The 16155-nt window shown below is 66.6% G+C and carries 13 protein-coding genes; 3 read left to right on the forward strand and 10 right to left on the reverse strand.

Going from position 1 to position 16155, the window contains the following annotated elements:
- Positions 1-744: DUF11 domain-containing protein (locus DBR23_RS00955; protein ID WP_233250212.1), on the reverse strand; the 744-nt coding region annotated here is incomplete at its 3' end.
- Positions 745-1204: 460 nt separating this feature from the next.
- On the opposite strand from DBR23_RS00955, the gene DBR23_RS00960 reads away from it, so the two are divergent.
- Positions 1205-1513 carry a hypothetical protein gene (locus tag DBR23_RS00960; protein WP_108497017.1) on the forward strand — a complete coding sequence of 103 codons (309 nt, stop codon included), beginning with the start codon at positions 1205-1207 and terminating at the stop codon, positions 1511-1513.
- Between the two features lie 142 nt (positions 1514-1655).
- On the opposite strand, the gene htpG is transcribed toward DBR23_RS00960, so the two are convergent.
- The 7 genes from htpG to DBR23_RS00995 all read right to left on the reverse strand — a co-directional run bounded on the left by htpG (position 1656) and on the right by DBR23_RS00995 (position 11240).
- On the reverse strand, positions 1656-3629 hold the full coding sequence (gene htpG / locus DBR23_RS00965) for a molecular chaperone HtpG (RefSeq protein WP_108497010.1): 1974 nt from the start codon (positions 3627-3629) through the stop codon (positions 1656-1658).
- A gap of 158 nt (positions 3630-3787) precedes the next feature.
- Positions 3788-4723 (reverse strand): exopolyphosphatase, encoded by a 936-nt coding sequence (locus tag DBR23_RS00970; protein WP_099731391.1) that lies wholly within the window; start codon positions 4721-4723, stop codon positions 3788-3790.
- Between the two features lie 96 nt (positions 4724-4819).
- Positions 4820-6121 carry a triacylglycerol lipase gene (locus DBR23_RS00975; RefSeq protein ID WP_233250213.1) on the reverse strand — a complete coding sequence of 434 codons (1302 nt, stop codon included), beginning with the start codon at positions 6119-6121 and terminating at the stop codon, positions 4820-4822.
- Between the two features lie 41 nt (positions 6122-6162).
- Positions 6163-7023, reverse strand: coding sequence for a pseudouridine synthase (locus DBR23_RS00980; protein WP_233194301.1), 861 nt, complete (start codon positions 7021-7023; stop codon positions 6163-6165).
- A 322-nt stretch (positions 7024-7345) separates the two neighbouring features.
- A complete protein-coding gene (locus tag DBR23_RS00985; RefSeq protein ID WP_108497011.1) occupies positions 7346-9682 on the reverse strand; it encodes a bifunctional diguanylate cyclase/phosphodiesterase in 2337 nt (778 codons plus the stop codon).
- The gene (locus tag DBR23_RS00990; RefSeq protein ID WP_056060061.1) at positions 9679-10287 is read right to left on the reverse strand and encodes a methylamine utilization protein; all 609 of its coding nucleotides are present in this window, start codon (positions 10285-10287) and stop codon (positions 9679-9681) included. The genes DBR23_RS00985 and DBR23_RS00990 overlap by 4 nt, the downstream gene beginning before the upstream one ends.
- Positions 10288-10346: 59 nt before the next feature.
- Entirely contained in the window at positions 10347-11240 is an 894-nt protein-coding gene (locus tag DBR23_RS00995; protein WP_108497012.1) for a DUF4394 domain-containing protein, read from the reverse strand.
- Positions 11241-11645: 405 nt separating this feature from the next.
- Here DBR23_RS00995 and DBR23_RS01000 point away from each other — a divergent pair, with 405 nt between their 5' ends.
- Positions 11646-13361 carry a methyl-accepting chemotaxis protein gene (locus DBR23_RS01000; protein WP_108497013.1) on the forward strand — a complete coding sequence of 572 codons (1716 nt, stop codon included), beginning with the start codon at positions 11646-11648 and terminating at the stop codon, positions 13359-13361.
- 97 nt (positions 13362-13458) lie between these two features.
- On the opposite strand, the gene DBR23_RS01005 is transcribed toward DBR23_RS01000, so the two are convergent.
- Positions 13459-14184 (reverse strand): Crp/Fnr family transcriptional regulator, encoded by a 726-nt coding sequence (locus tag DBR23_RS01005; RefSeq protein ID WP_056059696.1) that lies wholly within the window; start codon positions 14182-14184, stop codon positions 13459-13461.
- A gap of 166 nt (positions 14185-14350) precedes the next feature.
- Here DBR23_RS01005 and DBR23_RS01010 point away from each other — a divergent pair, with 166 nt between their 5' ends.
- Complete coding sequence (locus DBR23_RS01010) at positions 14351-15562, forward strand: ABC transporter substrate-binding protein (protein ID WP_108497014.1); 1212 nt, start codon at positions 14351-14353, stop codon at positions 15560-15562.
- A 134-nt stretch (positions 15563-15696) separates the two neighbouring features.
- On the opposite strand, the gene DBR23_RS01015 is transcribed toward DBR23_RS01010, so the two are convergent.
- Positions 15697-16155 (reverse strand): general secretion pathway protein GspB (locus DBR23_RS01015; RefSeq protein WP_233250214.1); only part of this gene is annotated, 459 nt, incomplete at its 5' end.

Genomic DNA, 16155 nt, shown 5'->3' on the forward strand with positions numbered 1-16155 from the left:
GCCCGAGGGTGCTGCGGTGATCAAAGCCCCGGCAGGCACGGTGAAGCTAATGCTCTGGCTGCCATCTGCCGCGTCCGGCCCCTGGTTGGTAGCCTGCAATGCGTAGCTGTAAGCTTGGCCTGCATTCACGCTGGCAACAGACGGAACTGCAGACACCGAAAGGTCAGCCGCTTGCGTGGCCGTTGTGGCCTGGATGCTGTTGACGTTATTGCTGGCGTTGGGGTCTGCAGTGGTGCTGCCCGCCGTGGCGGTGTTGGTCCACACCCCAGCCGAAGGCAAGCGCACGCGCACCGTCACCGTTTGATTGGCATTGAACGGAATGTCGCCCAAGGCGCAACTGACCGTGCCGCCAGCCTGGTTGCAGGTGCCTGCGGTCGTGTTCACATCAATGAAGACGGAACCTGCGGGCAAGGTGTCTGTCAACGTGACACCCACCGCCCCATTGGGTCCGTTGTTGTCGATGCGCAGCGTGTACGTGAAGATGCCGCCAGCTGGGCCCGGGTCCGGAGAGTCTGCGTGGTTCACCACCAGGTCCGCAGACTGCGCCAGGGCAGCGCCCGCGACCAATCCATTCGCCAGCAGCAGCCAGCCAAACCGGCGCAAGGCGCGGGATGCCCGGCGGGATTTCGCCGCCCAGCGTTGATGGCGCATGCCCTGCTCGGGCTGCGTAGTACCGTCAAATTCCTGTATCTGTCTACTGGGCGGATGCGCGCCCACAAAGAGGCGCGACAACGGATTGAACATAGTTGGTCCTGAAGTGATGAACAGCTCAAGTTTTTGGCCACGCCGCAACCTCACCAGCCCCTTTTCGGGTTGGTAAAAATCGGTGTGAGGGGAGACCGCGAAGAAGCCCAGCCTTGGTGGCTGAAGCAGCACTCGAATCTAGCCACGAAACAGGCGCATTGCTGCGGGGCAACAATCGTTAACCATTGCGTGACGCAATGCGTATCGTTCGCACCACTCGCGTGCAGTGCTGTGGTGATCAATTCGGCGGGAGAAGGCGCGGCCCTTGGTTTCCTTGGCCCGCGCAGGCCATCAGGGCTTCAGTGATTCACGCGTTGGAGCGCAGGACATTCCGCGCACGCCAACGCAGTGAACTCCGCTGCGGACGGCAGCGTTGTGCGGCGTTATGCAAGGCCCGTGAGGCTTGAGCAAAGCCAACACGGTGGGCTATGCTGCACCCTATGAACACGCCCCCCCGCCCATGAAGGACTGGATACGCAACGTTTTTTCGATCCGACAGACACGCCGCCCCGCGCCGGTGGGGCAGGTGCCTGCGGTCGGCACGGACATCCAACGGGAGGCGCTGAAGATGGCGGTCACCCATCGGATTTCGGGGGAGTTGTGGGACTGGCTGGTGCTCTCCGGCTGGCGCAATCTGCCAGTGGCAACCGACCGGCGTCGCGGCATGCGGCTACCCGATGAGGCCCTCAAGACTTTGATGGATGCAGCCCCACAAGAGCGCAACCAGGTGTATGCGCGGCTGCTGGAGCAGGCTCAGCCGCCGGAGTGAGCTGGCCCCGCAGCGGCCAAAGAAAACCCCGGGAGCAATCCAGCCCCGGGGTTTCACTTTGAATGGCTTCCCAGCCCCTATTCACGCGGGGTGAAAGCAGATTTCGCCCCGGGGGCGCACCTGCCCACCACCTGCGAGAACCTTAGGCCAGCAGCGCGTTCACGCGCTTGACGTACGCCGCAGGGTCTTCTGGCAAGCCGCCCTCGGCCAGCAGGGCCTGGTCAAACAGGATGTGCGCCAGGTCGTGGAAGTGCACACTGCCATCGAGCTTCTTGACCAGCGCGTGCTCGGCATTCACCTCCAGCACAGGCTTGGTCTCGGGCGCCTGCTGGCCGGCCTGCTTGAGCATGCGCGCCAGCTGGGTGCTCATGCCATCGTCCTGCACCACCAGGCAGGCGGGTGAATCGACCAGGCGCGTGGTCACGCGCACGTCTTCGGCCTTGTCCTTGAGCGCTTCTTTCAGCTTGGCCAGCACAGGCTTGAAGGCTTCGGCAGCTTCTTCGGCGGCCTTCTTCTCGGCTTCGTCCTGCAGCTTGCCCAGGTCCACCGCGCCCTTGGCCACGCTTTGCAGCGGCGTGCCGTCAAACTCGTGCAGGTAGTTCAGCGCCCACTCGTCCACGCGGTCGGTCATGAGCAGCACCTCGATGCCCTTCTTCTTGAAGACTTCGAGCTGTGGGCTGTTCTTGGCGGCGGCCAGGGTGTCGGCAGTGATGTAGTAAATCGCCTCCTGGCCTTCCTTCATGCGGGCCTTGTAATCGGCAAAACCGACCGTCACGGCGTCGCTGGTAGTGGATGCAAAACGCAGCAGCTTGGCCAGGCGCTCGCGGTTGCCAAAGTCTTCACCCAGGCCTTCCTTCAGCACGGCGCCAAACTCGGCGTAGAACGCGGTGTACTTGCCTTCCTTGGCCTTGTCGTCGGCATCCACCACGTCGGTCACGCCGTCGGCGCCCGCTGCGGCGTCGTGCTTGTCGTGCTTGGCCAGGTCTTCCAGCATCGAGAGCACGCGCTTGGTGGAGCCTTCGCGGATGGACCGCACGTCACGGCTTTCCTGCAGCAGCTCGCGGCTCACGTTCAGCGGCAGGTCGGCCGAGTCGATCACGCCCTTGACGAAGCGCAGGTAGGTGGGCATCAGCGCTTCGGCGTCGTCCATGATGAACACACGCTTCACATACAGCTTCACGCCAGCCTTCTTGTCGCGGTTCCACAAATCGAACGGCGCCTTGGCGGGGATGTACAGCAGCTGCGTGTATTCGGTGTTGCCTTCCACGCGGTTGTGCGCCCAGGTCAGTGGGGCTTCGTGGTCGTGGCTGATGGTCTTGTAGAACTCGGCGTACTGCTCGTCGGTGATGTCCTTCTTGGGACGCGTCCACAGGGCGCTGGCCTTGTTGATGGTTTCCCACTCGCCCGTCTTGACCATGCCGCCGGGCTGGCGGCCACCGTTTTCGTCGTTTGGGTTGATCAGCTCGCCGTCTTTCCACTCTTCCTTTTCCATCAGGATGGGCAGGCTGATGTGGTCGGAGTATTTGGCGATGACCTGCTTGAGCTTCCAGGCATTGAGGTATTCCTCGGCGTCGTCGCGCAGGTGCAGGATGATGCTGGTGCCGCGCGGGGCGCGGGTGATGGTTTCCACCTCAAAGTCGCCCGTCCCGCCGCTGATCCAGCGCACGCCTTCGTCGGCCTTCAGGCCCGCACGGCGCGATTCCACCGTGATCTTGTCGGCCACGATGAAGCCGGAGTAGAAGCCCACGCCGAACTGGCCGATGAGCTGGGCGTCCGCCTTCTGGTCGCCGCTGAGCTTGCCCATGAAGTCCTTGGTGCCACTCTTGGCAATGGTGCCCAGGTGGTCGATGGCCTCCTGCTGGCTCATACCGATGCCGTTGTCGGTGATGGTCAGCATCTTGGCGGCCTTGTCGAAGGTCACGCGCACTTCGAGGTTGGGCGCGTCTTCGTACAGGGCGGGCTTGTCCAGCGCTTCAAAACGCAGCTTGTCGCAGGCGTCCGACGCGTTGGAGATCAACTCGCGCAGGAAGATTTCCTGGTTGGAATACAGCGAATGGGTGACCAGGTGCAGCAGCTGGGCCACTTCGGCCTGGAACGACAGGGTTTGCTTGCTCATGGAGGGGTTCTCTCTATGGAAATCGGTCTGAACGAATACGAATGGGATCGGCACAAAAAATCACGCCTGCCGAACCAGCAGGCGTGATGTAGGGGCGTGCGCCCGTTTTTCAAGGGCCAGGCATGGCGGTCGTTGACCGCCCGGCGGGGCCTCACGGCTCAGCCGTCGGTGGTGATGCGCTCGATCAGCGTCTTGAGCATGGTGTCGGCCTTGTCGTTGGCCACCTGGCAGGTGCCCGCCGCCGCGTGGCCGCCGCCGCCAAACTCCAGCATCAGGTTACCCACGTGGGTCTTGCTGCTGCGGTCCAGGATGGACTTGCCGGTGGCAAACACCGTGTTCTGCTTCTGCAGGCCCCACATCACGTGGATGGAGATGTTGCACTGTGGAAACAGCGCATAGATCATGAACCGGTTGGTGGCCCAGATGGTTTCCTCGTCGCGCAGGTCCAGCACCACCAGGTTGCCGATGCGAATGGCACAGCTTTGCAGCTGGGCCTGGGCTTTGGGGGCGTGCTCGCGGTACAGGTTGACGCGCTCTTGCACATCGGGCAGCGCCAGGATCTCGTCGATGGTGTGGTCGCGGCAATACTGGATCAGGTCCATCATCAGCGCATAGTTGCTGATGCGGAACTCCCGAAAACGCCCCAGGCCCGTGCGCGAGTCCATGAGGTAGTTCAGCAGCACCCAGCCCTGGGGGTTGAGGATGTCGTCGCGTGAATACTGCGCCGAGTCGGCCTGGTCCACGGCGGCCATCATCTCGTCGGTGATGCGCGGGAACGCGGCCTTGCCGCCATAGTGGTTGTAGACCACGCGCGCGGCCGAGGGAGCGTGGGCCTCGATGATGTGGTTCTCGTCACGGCGACCCGAGTTGCGGATGGTTTCGGACTCGTGGTGGTCGAACACCAGGTGCGCACCCGGCACGTAGGGCAGGTTGGTGGTGATATCGCGGCTGGTGATAGGCACCTTGCCGTCCTGCATGTCCTTGGGGTGGACAAAAGTGATCTCGTCGATCAGGTTCAGCTCATTGAGCAGCACCGCGCAGACCAGGCCGTCAAAGTCACTGCGGGTCACCAGGCGGTATTTCGCATCACTCACTAAATTCTCCTTGTTACGTAGCGCACCGCGACATGGTAGCCGCGCCCCGGCCCCTGGCAAGCGCCGCCTGCGTCAAAAAGCAGGCCGCCCAGGTACTCATACCTGCATCCATTCCTGCAGCTGCCGCGCCACGCCCGCATCTGCCAGCAGGTCCAGGTGGCCCAGGCGACAGAACACCGCCTGCCGGGCCTTGGCAAAGCCCAGCGTCCTTTCGGGATCATCGTGGATGCCCAGCGCACTGTGCAAGGGCACCAACCCGTCCCCCACCAGCCGCTCGCCCACCGGGCTGCGCCGCGCAGCCAGGGTGGCCGCCACCGCGTGGCATGCCACTCCGGGAGGCAGCGGCACGGGGGTGCGCTGGTCTGGGCTTTTGCGAAAGCGGTCCCGCCCCAGCCAGTCCGTATCGAGCACATGGCCGTAGCGCAGGTCGGTGATGCCCGCACTGCGCAACTGGGCCAGGCGGGCAAAGGGGCGTGAGTACGCGGTGCTGCCCAGCAGCACATCCACCCAGTGGCCCGCGCGCTCCAGGGGCGCGCCGTGGTGCGGGGTGCCCAGAAAAACCAGGTGGCGCATCCGGGGCAGCCAGCCGCCGGAGCCTGCCAGGGCCTGTGCGGCATGGTGGCAGGCGCTGCGCGCCACCAGCCCACCCATGCTGTGGGCCAGGATGGACAGCTCCGTCACCGGCACGGGCCACGAAGCCACCAGGGATGCAAGCAGGGCCGATAACTCGGCACCGTTGGTGGATGTGTGCTGGCCGGTGTTGTAGCGCAGGTAGACAGGGGTATAGCCCAGGGCCTCGGCCAGATGGGCGCCATGGTCGTGACCGTGGCGCAGCCACTGCAGGTCGTTCATGCACAGGCCATGCACCAGCACCAGGAGCTTGCCCGTGGCGGCGCCCGGTGCAGCCAGCGCGCACAAGTCCAGGGGCCGACCCTGCTGGTACCAGCCCATCTGCGTGCACAGCGGGTTGCCGTCGCGTTGCAGGCGGTCGCCCATCACGCCGTTGAGCGCGGCGATGACCGCCTCGCGCTCCCAATGCACTGCGGCGGATGGCGTGACCGGAGCAAAAAACGGTTCCAGCCGCGCCAGCCCGGCTTGCAGGCCCGCATCCACCAGCTGCGTTACCCCCCGGATGCTTTGGTACACCAACCCGGTCAGCCCCCGCGTACGACCCGGCTGGGCACCGCCCGGCAGCCCCAGCGTGCCCAGCACCGACTGGTGCACCCCCTCGGCCACCCGGCTGATGCCGGTGGTGGCCTGCGCGGCCAGGCGCGCGACACCGCGCAGGTCGGACGCCCGCAACTGGCGCAGCGGGTTGGCCTTCGCCGCAATGGCGCCGTCGACCGGAGGGGCAGAAGCAGCAGGCTTGCGCAGCCGGGGTGTGGACGGTGGGGGCATGAAAGGGCTCCGTTTAAAAAATGTCAGGGAGCCCGGGGCTCTCAGAACCGCTCGTTGGGCGAAAGATAACGCCACTGCCCCACCGGCAGGTTGCCCAAGGTCACCCGGCCGATGCGGATGCGCTTGAGACCCACCACCTTGAGCCCCACCAGTTCGCACATGCGGCGGATCTGGCGTTTTTTGCCCTCGGTGAGCACAAACCGCAGCTGCTCGGGGTTTTGCCAATCGACCTTGGCGGGCTTGAGCGGTTCGCCGTCCAGGCTCAGGCCATGGCGCAGGCGTTCCAGCAACTCTCTGGGAAACACCGCCTGCACATTGGTGCTGACCGGGTCACGCTCGTCGATTTCCTGCAGCGGCGCGGAGCGCTCGCCGGGGTGGCGTGGCACCGCCTGACCGGGGGCCTGGTAGACCACGCGCACCAAGTACTCCTTTTCCATCTCGGAGTCCTCGCCAATGATCTGCCGGGCCACGCGGCCGTCCTGGGTTAGCACCAAGAGGCCCACCGAGTCGATATCGAGCCGCCCGCAAGGTGCCAGGCCCCGCAGCTGCGGCGGAGAGAAGCGGTTGCGGCTGGGGTCATCGCGCCAGTGGGTGCGGGGGTTGATCAGCGCCACGGCGGGCGTGTGACCGTCCTCGGCCTGGCCGCTCACATAGCCAATGGGCTTGTTCAGCAGGATGGTGACGCGCTGCTCCTGGAAACCCTGGGCAATCTTGTCCACCTCGATGCGGTCGGCCGCCGTGACCTGCTGGCCCATGGTCGCCACCACGCCGTTGACCTTGACCCAGCCCTGCTCCACCCAGTCGTCGGCCTCGCGGCGCGAGCACAGGCCCAGCTCGGCCATGCGCTTGTTCAGGCGCGAGGTGGGCAAGCCCCCCACGGTGCTGGTGGCAGGCGCAGGCACCTGGCGCACGGGCGCCACAAAGGCGCCTGACGCGACGCGGTAGCTGGACGGCGCTGGAGCGCGGGAGGGACGGGGGGCCCTGGGTGGCGGCGCAGGCCGTGCAGGCGCAGGCTTGGCCGCCAGGGTCGGGCGGCGCAGCAAAGGACGCGCGGCAGGCGCAGAGGAAGAAACAGGCGTGGAGCCGCCAGCGTCAGAGGCTGGGGCAGCAGCGGAGCCCGCGGGCGGGCGAGAGGAGGAGGAAGACATTGCGTGTATTTTCGCCTGTGAACTGCTTTGAACAGGTTCTTAGCCCCCAAACTGAGATGCAACGGCCTGGCGCCAGCTACCCCTGGCGGGCCTGCCAGGCCAGGAAATCATCCACCGGCAGGGGCCGCGCAATGTGATACCCCTGTGCCTCGTCGCAGGTCAGGAGGCGCAGGCGCTCCAGGATGGCGGCGGTCTCCACGCCTTCGGCCACCACGGTGAGCCCGAGGTTGTGCGCCAGGTCGATGGTCGAGCGCACGATCATCGCGTCGTCTTCGCCCGTCTCCATGCCCATCACAAACGACTTGTCGATCTTGAGCTCATCGACCGGCAGGCGCTTGAGGTAGGCCAGCGACGAGTAGCCCGTGCCGAAATCGTCGATGGACAGCTTGAAACCCTGCTCCGACAGGCGGTTGAGCATGGCCTCGGCGCGCTGCGGATCGTCCATGATCGCGCTTTCGGTGATCTCCAGGCAAAAGGCACTGGCCGCCACTCCGTGGCGCGCCAGGATGTCAGCGAGCCGGTGGCTCAGCTCGGGGTCGAGAAGGTCGCGGGTAGAGAGGTTGACCGACACCCTGAGCGGCAGGCCCTGCGTGCGCGGGTCGGCCAGCAGGCGCGCGACTTCTTCAAACATCCACAGCGTGAGGTGGCGCACAAACCCGGTCTGCTCGGCAAACGGGATGAACTGCATGGGCGGCACCAGCCCGCGCTGCGGGTGCTGCCAGCGCACCAGCGCCTCGGCCGCCAGGCCCGGCTGCCCGTGCAAGGGCACCTTGGGCTGCAGGTACAGGCGCAGCTCATGGTGCTCCACGGCGTGGCGCAGCTCGGTCAGCAGCGACAGGGTCTGCGCACTGGACGAATCAAACGCTGCGTCGTACTGCAGGGCTCCGCTGAGCTTGCGCTTGGCGGCATACATGGCGATTTCAGAGCGGCTGAGCAGCGTGTCGGCGTCACCCGCATTGCCCGGCCAGCAGGCAAAACCAATGCCTGCGCTCAGGTCTACCGTCTGGTCCTCAAAGGCCAGCGGTTCCTCGAACGACTGGTTGATGCGCTGGGCAATCTCGTGTGCCGCAGCGGCATCGGCGCGCTGCAGCAGGATGGCGAACTCATTGCCCCCCAGGCGCGCCACCATGTCTTCGGGCGAACGCACCTGCTGGCTCAGACGCTCGGCCACGGCCTGCAGCAGGCGGTCGCCAAAGGCGTAGCCCAGCACGTCGTTGACATGCTTGAACCGGTCCAGGTCCAGCGTGAGCACTGCCAGCGGCTGCGCAGGATCGGCACTTGCGGCGATGGCCTGCACCACGGCGTCACGAAAGCGCTCCCGGTTAGGCAGGCCCGTCAAGCGGTCCCAGTAGGCGAGGCGGCGGATTTCGGTTTGCTGCGCGCCGATGTCCACGCGCATGTGGTCGAACGAACGCGCCAGGTTGCCTATCTCGTCCGTGCGGTCGGTATGCTCCAGCGGCACATCGTATTCACCGCGCGAGAGCCGCTGCGTGGCAGCCAGCAGCGAGCGCAGGGGCGTGGTGAGCCGTTGCGCCACCAGGCCCGTGCCTGCCGCAAACAGCAGCACACCCGCCACGGTGATGATGGCCAGCAACACCTGCAGCTGGCGATAAGGCGCCACCACCTCGTCCACCGAACGCAGCAGCAGCGAGTGCACCTCTCCCCCCACGCTGTCGAGCTTGCTGGAGCGCGCAAGCAAGGTGCCCTCGACTGTCTGCAGCTCGCCTGCCGCGCCACCGGTGCTCAGCAGCAAGGCCCGCGCATCTGCGGGCAAGGTGCTGACCGACAGGGTCATCGCTCCCTCCGGGGACTTGATCATCAGGGCCACATGCACCGACAAGAGCTGCCGCATTTCGTCGGCACGCGACTGGTCGATGCGAAAACCCATCAACACCCAGCCAATGACCACCGGCGCACGCATGGGCACCATCACGAACTGGTAGGGCACGCCATCCATCACCGCAATCTGGCTGCCCTGGGGCTGCTGCGCCAGGCGCGGCACCACCTGCCGCAGCGTGGCCGGGAATTGCTCCATGCTGTCGGACAGGCTGACCGCACGCAGCTCCAGGTCCGTTCCGAGCAGCGCAGTCACGGCTGCGCCGATGCGGCTGCCATGATTCTCCAGCACCGACTGGATGGTTTCCTCGTCCCCCGAGTTGACCGCCGAGCGAAAGCCATAGTCAGCCGCGAGCAGAGCCGATCCCTGGCGCAGCTGCTCGGCATTCTGGTCGAGCAGGCGGCGCCAGATGTTTTCGTCCAGGTCCAGGGCCCGCGCGATCTGGGCGCGGGCATTGCGGTCGATGGAGGCCCGCACCACGGCAAACCCTGCCGCCTGCACGATGAGCAGCAGCAGCAGCGACAACCCCACCAACCGCAGGATCAGGCTGCGCCGGGCCAGGCGCAGCCGCTTCAAGGTTGCAACCCCGTCATGCGCACAGACGCCGTGGCGGAGCCTGTAGCGGGCACGGTCAGCGCCTGCTCCAGGGCTGGGGCACCCACCGGCAGGCGGGTGTGCCAGGTGCGCAGCGTGTAGGTGCCGGGCGGCACATTGTCGAGCTGCGCCTTGCCCGTGGCGGCGGGGGTACGGGCGTAGTACGGCGTGTCCACCACCAGCACCCAGCCCACCATCTGGTCATGGATGTTGCAGCCCAGGGCCACCACACCGGCCTTGTCAAACAACACCGGGTTGGATGGCGTGCCGCTGTAGAGCTTGAGTTCGAACTTCTTGGCCGGCGAGAAGGAGTACACATGGTGCCGCACCGAGTCGCGGTTGGGGAACAGCACCTCGGTGCCCACCGGCACCACCAGCAGGCCGGGCACAAACTGCCGTTTCTCCTGCGCCATCTCCACACCGGTCAGCGGTTTGACCTGCTTGCGCGCCTCGGCCGAGTCCAAGAACACCACCGCATCGGCCACAGGCTTGCCCGCAGCGTCGGACACATCCACCTGCACGGTGCCTGCCTGCGCGCCGCCGGCCACCAACGCCAGCGCAGCGAGTGCCGCTGACGAGGTACGCATGGCGTGACGCAAGGCTTGGCGCACCGCGCGCGGCCGCAGCGTCGGCAGGCCGTCCGGCCTCATGGTTCGATCGCCAGGCCCACCAGGGGCGCGCCATCGCCCACCGGGCCCAGGGGGCGGGTGGCGCCGGTTGCCAGGTCCACCTGGTGCAGCCGGGTCTGGGTATCGGCGGCGGTGCGCACGGCGATGAGGGCGGTGTTGCCCACGTCGGCGATGTCAAAACTCACGTCCGTGAGCGGCCCCAGCCCCAGGGGGCCCACGGTGCGCAGCTGCCCGGCGTTGGGCGACACCACGGGCTGGGTGCCCTCGCGCGAGCCCTGCATCACCAGCACGCCCAGCGCACGGTCGATGGCGTAGTTGGTGGTGATCTTGCTGTCGTTGGGGTTGTAGGTGTAGGCGGCACCGGCAATGTCGGGCCTACGGCGGGCGTTGACGTCGCCCCAGGCGTAGCGCAGGCTGGGGTCGGGCTGCACCCCTTCCACCGCAGTGTCGCCATCGACCACCGCCCCGGTGTCGGGGTGCAGACGCAGGTTCTGTCCGGTGTTGGACACCACCCGGATACGGTCGGCTGCCGGGTTGAAATCAAAGCCGAAGACTGCGCCTTGCAGCGCCAGCGCGGCGGGTGCAGGGCCCACCAGGCGCAGCGCGCCAGTGGGGATGTCGAGCGTGTACAGGCGGCCCGCCTGCGACAGCGCATAGAGCACGCCCTTGGCCACGCGGAAGTCGATGCCCACCAGCCGCTCGCCGGGCGCCAAGCCCGTCACGGGGCGCCGCTCCAGGATGCGCTCGGGCTGCGCGGCCTGGAAGGTAATGAGCTCATGCGAGGCCGTCACGGCCACCAGGGTTTCGCGCAAACCGGTGTCGGGCCGGGGTGCCGCACAGCCGGCCAGCAAGGCCAGGGCGGCTGCAGCGAGGGCGGTGCGCAGCGTGGAAGAGGGAAAAAACGGATGCATGAAAGACCTCGCAAGTGTTACAGGTTTATACCTGATCGGTAGCGCCCGTGGTGTGGGCAAGGGCAAACCCCAAGCCCCACATTCACTTTGTTTTTGATAGCAAAACAGGCATTCATTACCGGCGCCCGCGAAGGTTTTGCGAATAATTTCAGCGCCACCTTCTGTTGCACTTTGGCGCCAGTGCACCAGGGTCGTGCGTCGCGGTATTTGTAACAAATGCGGCTATGCAGATCGGGCATGGGACCATCCTCAACGCTCATGACACATTTTGTTGTTATTGCCTACACTGCACCGACTCCAGCGCCCGTTCAACGGACGCGCGGCGGCCGGTGGGCACCGTTATTGCTTTGCGCAGAGGCCCCCGTTTGATCACGCTTTGATCCTTTTCGATACCCAAGGACCCCCATGCCGGCTGCTTCCACCTTCCAATCCCTGTCGATTTCCAGCCGGCTCAGCCTGGGGTTTGGCTGCATGCTGGTGCTCCTGGTGGCGGTGGCGGCAGTGGGCCAGCTGTCCGTGGGCAAAGTGCATGATCAGATGACGCAGATCACCGGCGTGGGTGCCAACAAGGCCAAGCTGGTCAACGGCATGCTGGAAAGCGTGAGCGCCATCGGCATTCAGAGCCGCTCCGCCGCCATGCTCAACGACATCGACCCCAAGCAGGCGCGTGAGCAGATCGTGGCCGTGGGCAAGACGCTCAAGGAATACGCCACGCAAGAAGCCGCTTTGACCCAGCTGCTCACCCCTGCCACGGCCACCCCCGCAGAACTCAAGCTGCTGACCGAGGTGCAGGCCCTGGGCGGCAAGACCCGCCCCGAACTGGACAGCGCCATCAAGGCCGCTGACGACGGCGACACCGTGAGCGCCACGCTGGCGCTGATGACACGCGTGGCCCCCGCAGAAACCGCCTGGCGCGCCAAGCTGCGCGAACTGATCGAGCTGCAAAACACCTTGAATGCCGAGGCCACCGTCTCGGCAGAGCAAACCCAGAGCAGTGCCCGCGTGGTGGGTGGGCTGCTGGTGCTGCTGGCCATCGGGCTGGGCGCGCTGATTGCCTGGCGCATCACGGCCAGCATCACCGCCCCCATCGGCCGCGCAGTCGTGGTGGCCGAGCGCATTGCACGCGGCGACCTCACCTCGCAGGTCGAAGTGCGCATCCACGACGAAACCGGCCGCCTGCTCGAAGCCATTGCCGCCATGCAGGAGCGCCTGCGCACCCTGGTGGGCGAAATCGGCCAGACCGCCGACTCCATCCTGGTGGCCAGCTCGGAAGTGGCTTCGGGCAACCTGGACCTGAGCCAGCGCACCGAACAGACCTCGCACAACCTGCAGGGCGCCGCGACAGCGCTGGTGGACCTGACCGGCACGGTGTCGCAAAGCGCCGACTCGGCCCGCCAGGCCAACCAGCTCGCGTCCACCGCGTCCGATGCGGCCACACGCGGCGGCGAAGTGGTGGGCCAGGTGGTGCGCACCATGGACACCATCAGCGCCAGCTCGCGCAAGATCGCCGACATCATCAGCGTGATCGATGGCATCGCGTTCCAGACCAACATCCTCGCGCTGAACGCGGCGGTGGAAGCCGCCCGTGCGGGCGAGCAGGGCCGCGGCTTTGCGGTGGTGGCGGGCGAGGTGCGCAACCTGGCGGGGCGCTCGGCCCAGGCCGCGCGCGAAATCAAGGCGCTGATCGGAACCAGCGTGGACCAGGTGCAAGAGGGCAGCACGCTCGTCAACCACGCCGGCAAGACGATTGAAGAACTGGTGCAGTCGGTGCGCCGCGTCTCCGACATCATGGGCGAGATCACGGCGGCCACGCAGGAGCAAAGCCAGCGCATCGGGCATGTGAGCCAGTCGGTGGGTGCGCTGGAAGAAATGACCCAGCAGAACGCCGCCCTGGTGGAGGAAGGCGCAGCCGCTGCCGACAGCCTCAAGGACCAGGCCGGACGCCTGACACAGATGGTGGGTACCTTCCGACTGACGCGCGACGGCGGCGACGAAAACAGCTGGGGCACGGCCAGCGCCTCCGCATCGCCCACCGCAGTGCCAGCGCCCACGCGCACGGCAGCCCCGCGCCACCTGGCCTCAGCCCCATCATCCCGCGCTCCCGCACTGCCGCGTAGCTGACGGGACTTTCAATCGGGCGCACTCCACGCCAGGGGCGCCAAGCAAGGACCGCCCCGCGGCGAGGGCGCGCCCCCTCAAGGGGAAGGCGCACAGCGCCTCAGGGGGGTGTCACACTGGATCGCAGCGCCGCCAGGTCCAGCACCCGCAGGCCGCCGTACTCCACCCGGATCGCCCCCTGCGCCTCCAGCGCCGCCAGCGCCTCGTTCACCCGCTGACGCGACAGCCCCACCAGATAGGCCAGCTCCTGCTGCGTGATGCGCAGCACCTCGCCCACGCCCGGGTACAGCACGGGGTTGAACAGCGACGCCAGGCTGCGCGCCACACGCACATCGGGGTTGTTCAGGCGGTCGATCTCGCGGGCTGCAATGAACTGGCCCAGGCGCTCGTTGAGCTGGTTCATCACAAAGCGGTTGAAGCCGATGGAGTGGTCCAGCAGCCAGTGAAAGCTGTCAATCGGCAGCCCGGCCACCACGCTCTTGCGCAGGGCCTGGATGTTGTAGCGGTAGGGCTCGCGCTTGATGGTGGTGCCCTCGCCAAACCAGCCGCCGGGCGGCAGGCCCGCATAGGTCATGGTCTGGCCCTGGGCGTTGTCGGTGCTCATCTTGAGCAGGCCCTCCACCACCCCAAACCAGTAGGTCACCGGGCGCCCCACGCGGCACACATAGTCGCCCGCCTTGGCGTCCCCCACCAGCAACGAGGCCACGGCGCGCTCTCGCTCGGCGGGCAGCAGCAAGTCGAGCCACGGAATACCGTCAAGCTCCTGCGGCGTGGGCGAACGGCGCCGCTGGTGCAGCGACAGGTCCTGGTGGGTGCGTGGGTCCATGGCGCAAAGGTTCTCACGAAAAAGGGTGCCCCGCGGCCGCCTCGGCATGCGGGAATACCACGATCCCAATTGTCGCCAGACCGACAAAAAAATGCCAATCGTGACGGGATGATGTCGCCTCGCGCCCCGCCCGTACAGGGCCGGAGCCCCCGAGGAGACAAGCACCATGACCCAACACCCTTCCATCACCGCACGCACCGTCCCACCCGCGCCCACCGCGCCGCGCCCCCTGGCCCGCCGTCAGGTGCTGGCCGCCGCAGCCGCCACCGCAGCGGCCGTCGGCCTGCCCGGGCTGGGCTGGAGCGGCGCGGCCCGCGCGCAGGAGGGCGCGATCAAGATTGCGCAATCCACCGCCCTCACCGGCCCGCTGGGCGACCTGGGCTCGGCCATGCACCAGGGCGCCAAGGCCGCATTTGCGGGCATCAACGCGCGCGGCGGCGTGCATGGCAAGGCCGTCGAACTCGTCACGCAGGATGACACCTACGACGTGCCCAAGGCGCTGGCCAATGTGGAGCAGTTTCTGGCCGACCCTGGGTACTTTGCGCTGTTCAACTGCATGGGCACGCCCATGATCGACGCCATGCTGCCCAAGGTGATCGAGAGCGGCATCCCGTTTTTTGCGCCCTTCACCGGCGCGCAGCTCAGCCGCACCAAGAACGCCCGCAACGTGTTCAACATCCGCGCCAGCTATGCCGACGAGGCCGAAAAACTGGTGCAGCACCTGTCCACCATCGGCATCCAGCGCATTGGCATCGTCTACCAGAACAACTCTTTCGGCAAAGAGGTGTTCAACGCCGCCAAGCAGTCGATGGACCGGCTGAAACTGCCCGAAGCCACCACGGTGACGGTGGAGAACAACGCCTCGGACGCGGGCAGCGCCGCAGCCAAGCTGGCGGGCGGCAACCTGGAGGCCATCGTGATTGGCCTGGCGGGCAAGCCCACGCTGGAGTTTGTGAAGGCGTTCCGCGCGCTCAAGCGGGGCGTGACGCTGTACGCGCTGTCGGTCATGGGCACCCCGGCCACCGTCAAAGCCCTGGGCGCGGACGCCACGGGCATGGCAATCTCGCAGGTGGTGCCCCTGCCCTCCAACGTGGTGATGCCGGTGGTGCGCGAGTTCCAGGCCGCCTGGAAGGCCTCGGGCGCCACGGCCGAGCCCTCGCACCTGGCGCTGGAGGGCTACATCAACGCCCGCGTGTTTGCCGAGGCCCTGCAGCGCGCAGGCCGCAACCCCACGCGCGCGGCCTTCATCGACGCCACCTGGAACCTGAAAAAGTGGGACCTGGGCGGGTTCGAGATCAGCGCCAGCACGCCGGACCGCAACGCCTCGCGCTTTGTGGAGCTCACGCTGGTGGGGCGCGACGGGCGGTTCTTGCGATAGCCCTGGGTCCCGCCAGTTCTGCGCTGATGTGAGCGGCGCAGCTGGCGCAGCGGATGCCCGCACAATTGCTATTAATTAGATAGCAATAGGCGCATATTGCACTAGCGCTACTGGTCTATTTCGCTCAAATTTTGCTATTGCGAAGCCAACCCGTACCGGTAGCCCTTGAACGACCAGATGGTGCGGCCGGGCTCGATCTTCTCCAGCAGCAGGCCCGGCCCGGCCGGGTCGCCCTCGTGCAGCACCTGGCCGTTGACGATGGCCATGCGGTACACCGGGTTGCTGGAATAGGTGACGCCAGAGATCTTGAGCGACGGTAACTGCGCCCGCACAGCCTCGGGCAGGTCGGCCTGGGCGAACACGGTGCCCGTAGCCGCCGGTGCTGCTGAAGGAGCTGGACTGGCCGCAGCCATGTCGGGTACACGCGGCGCTGGGGCCGCAGGCACACGCTCACGGGGGGCAAGCTCTGCAGGGCGTGACCGTTCGGAGTCTGTGGCGGGGGAGCGCGGCGCGACCGGGCTGCTGGACACCGGCGCGGGCCGCTCCCGCTGCGGTGCCGCCGCGCGGGGCGCGGCTGCCGGAGGGGGCGTCAC

The organism is Acidovorax sp. HMWF018, from assembly GCF_003061035.1.
Taxonomy (GTDB): Bacteria; Pseudomonadota; Gammaproteobacteria; order Burkholderiales; family Burkholderiaceae_C; genus Acidovorax; species Acidovorax delafieldii.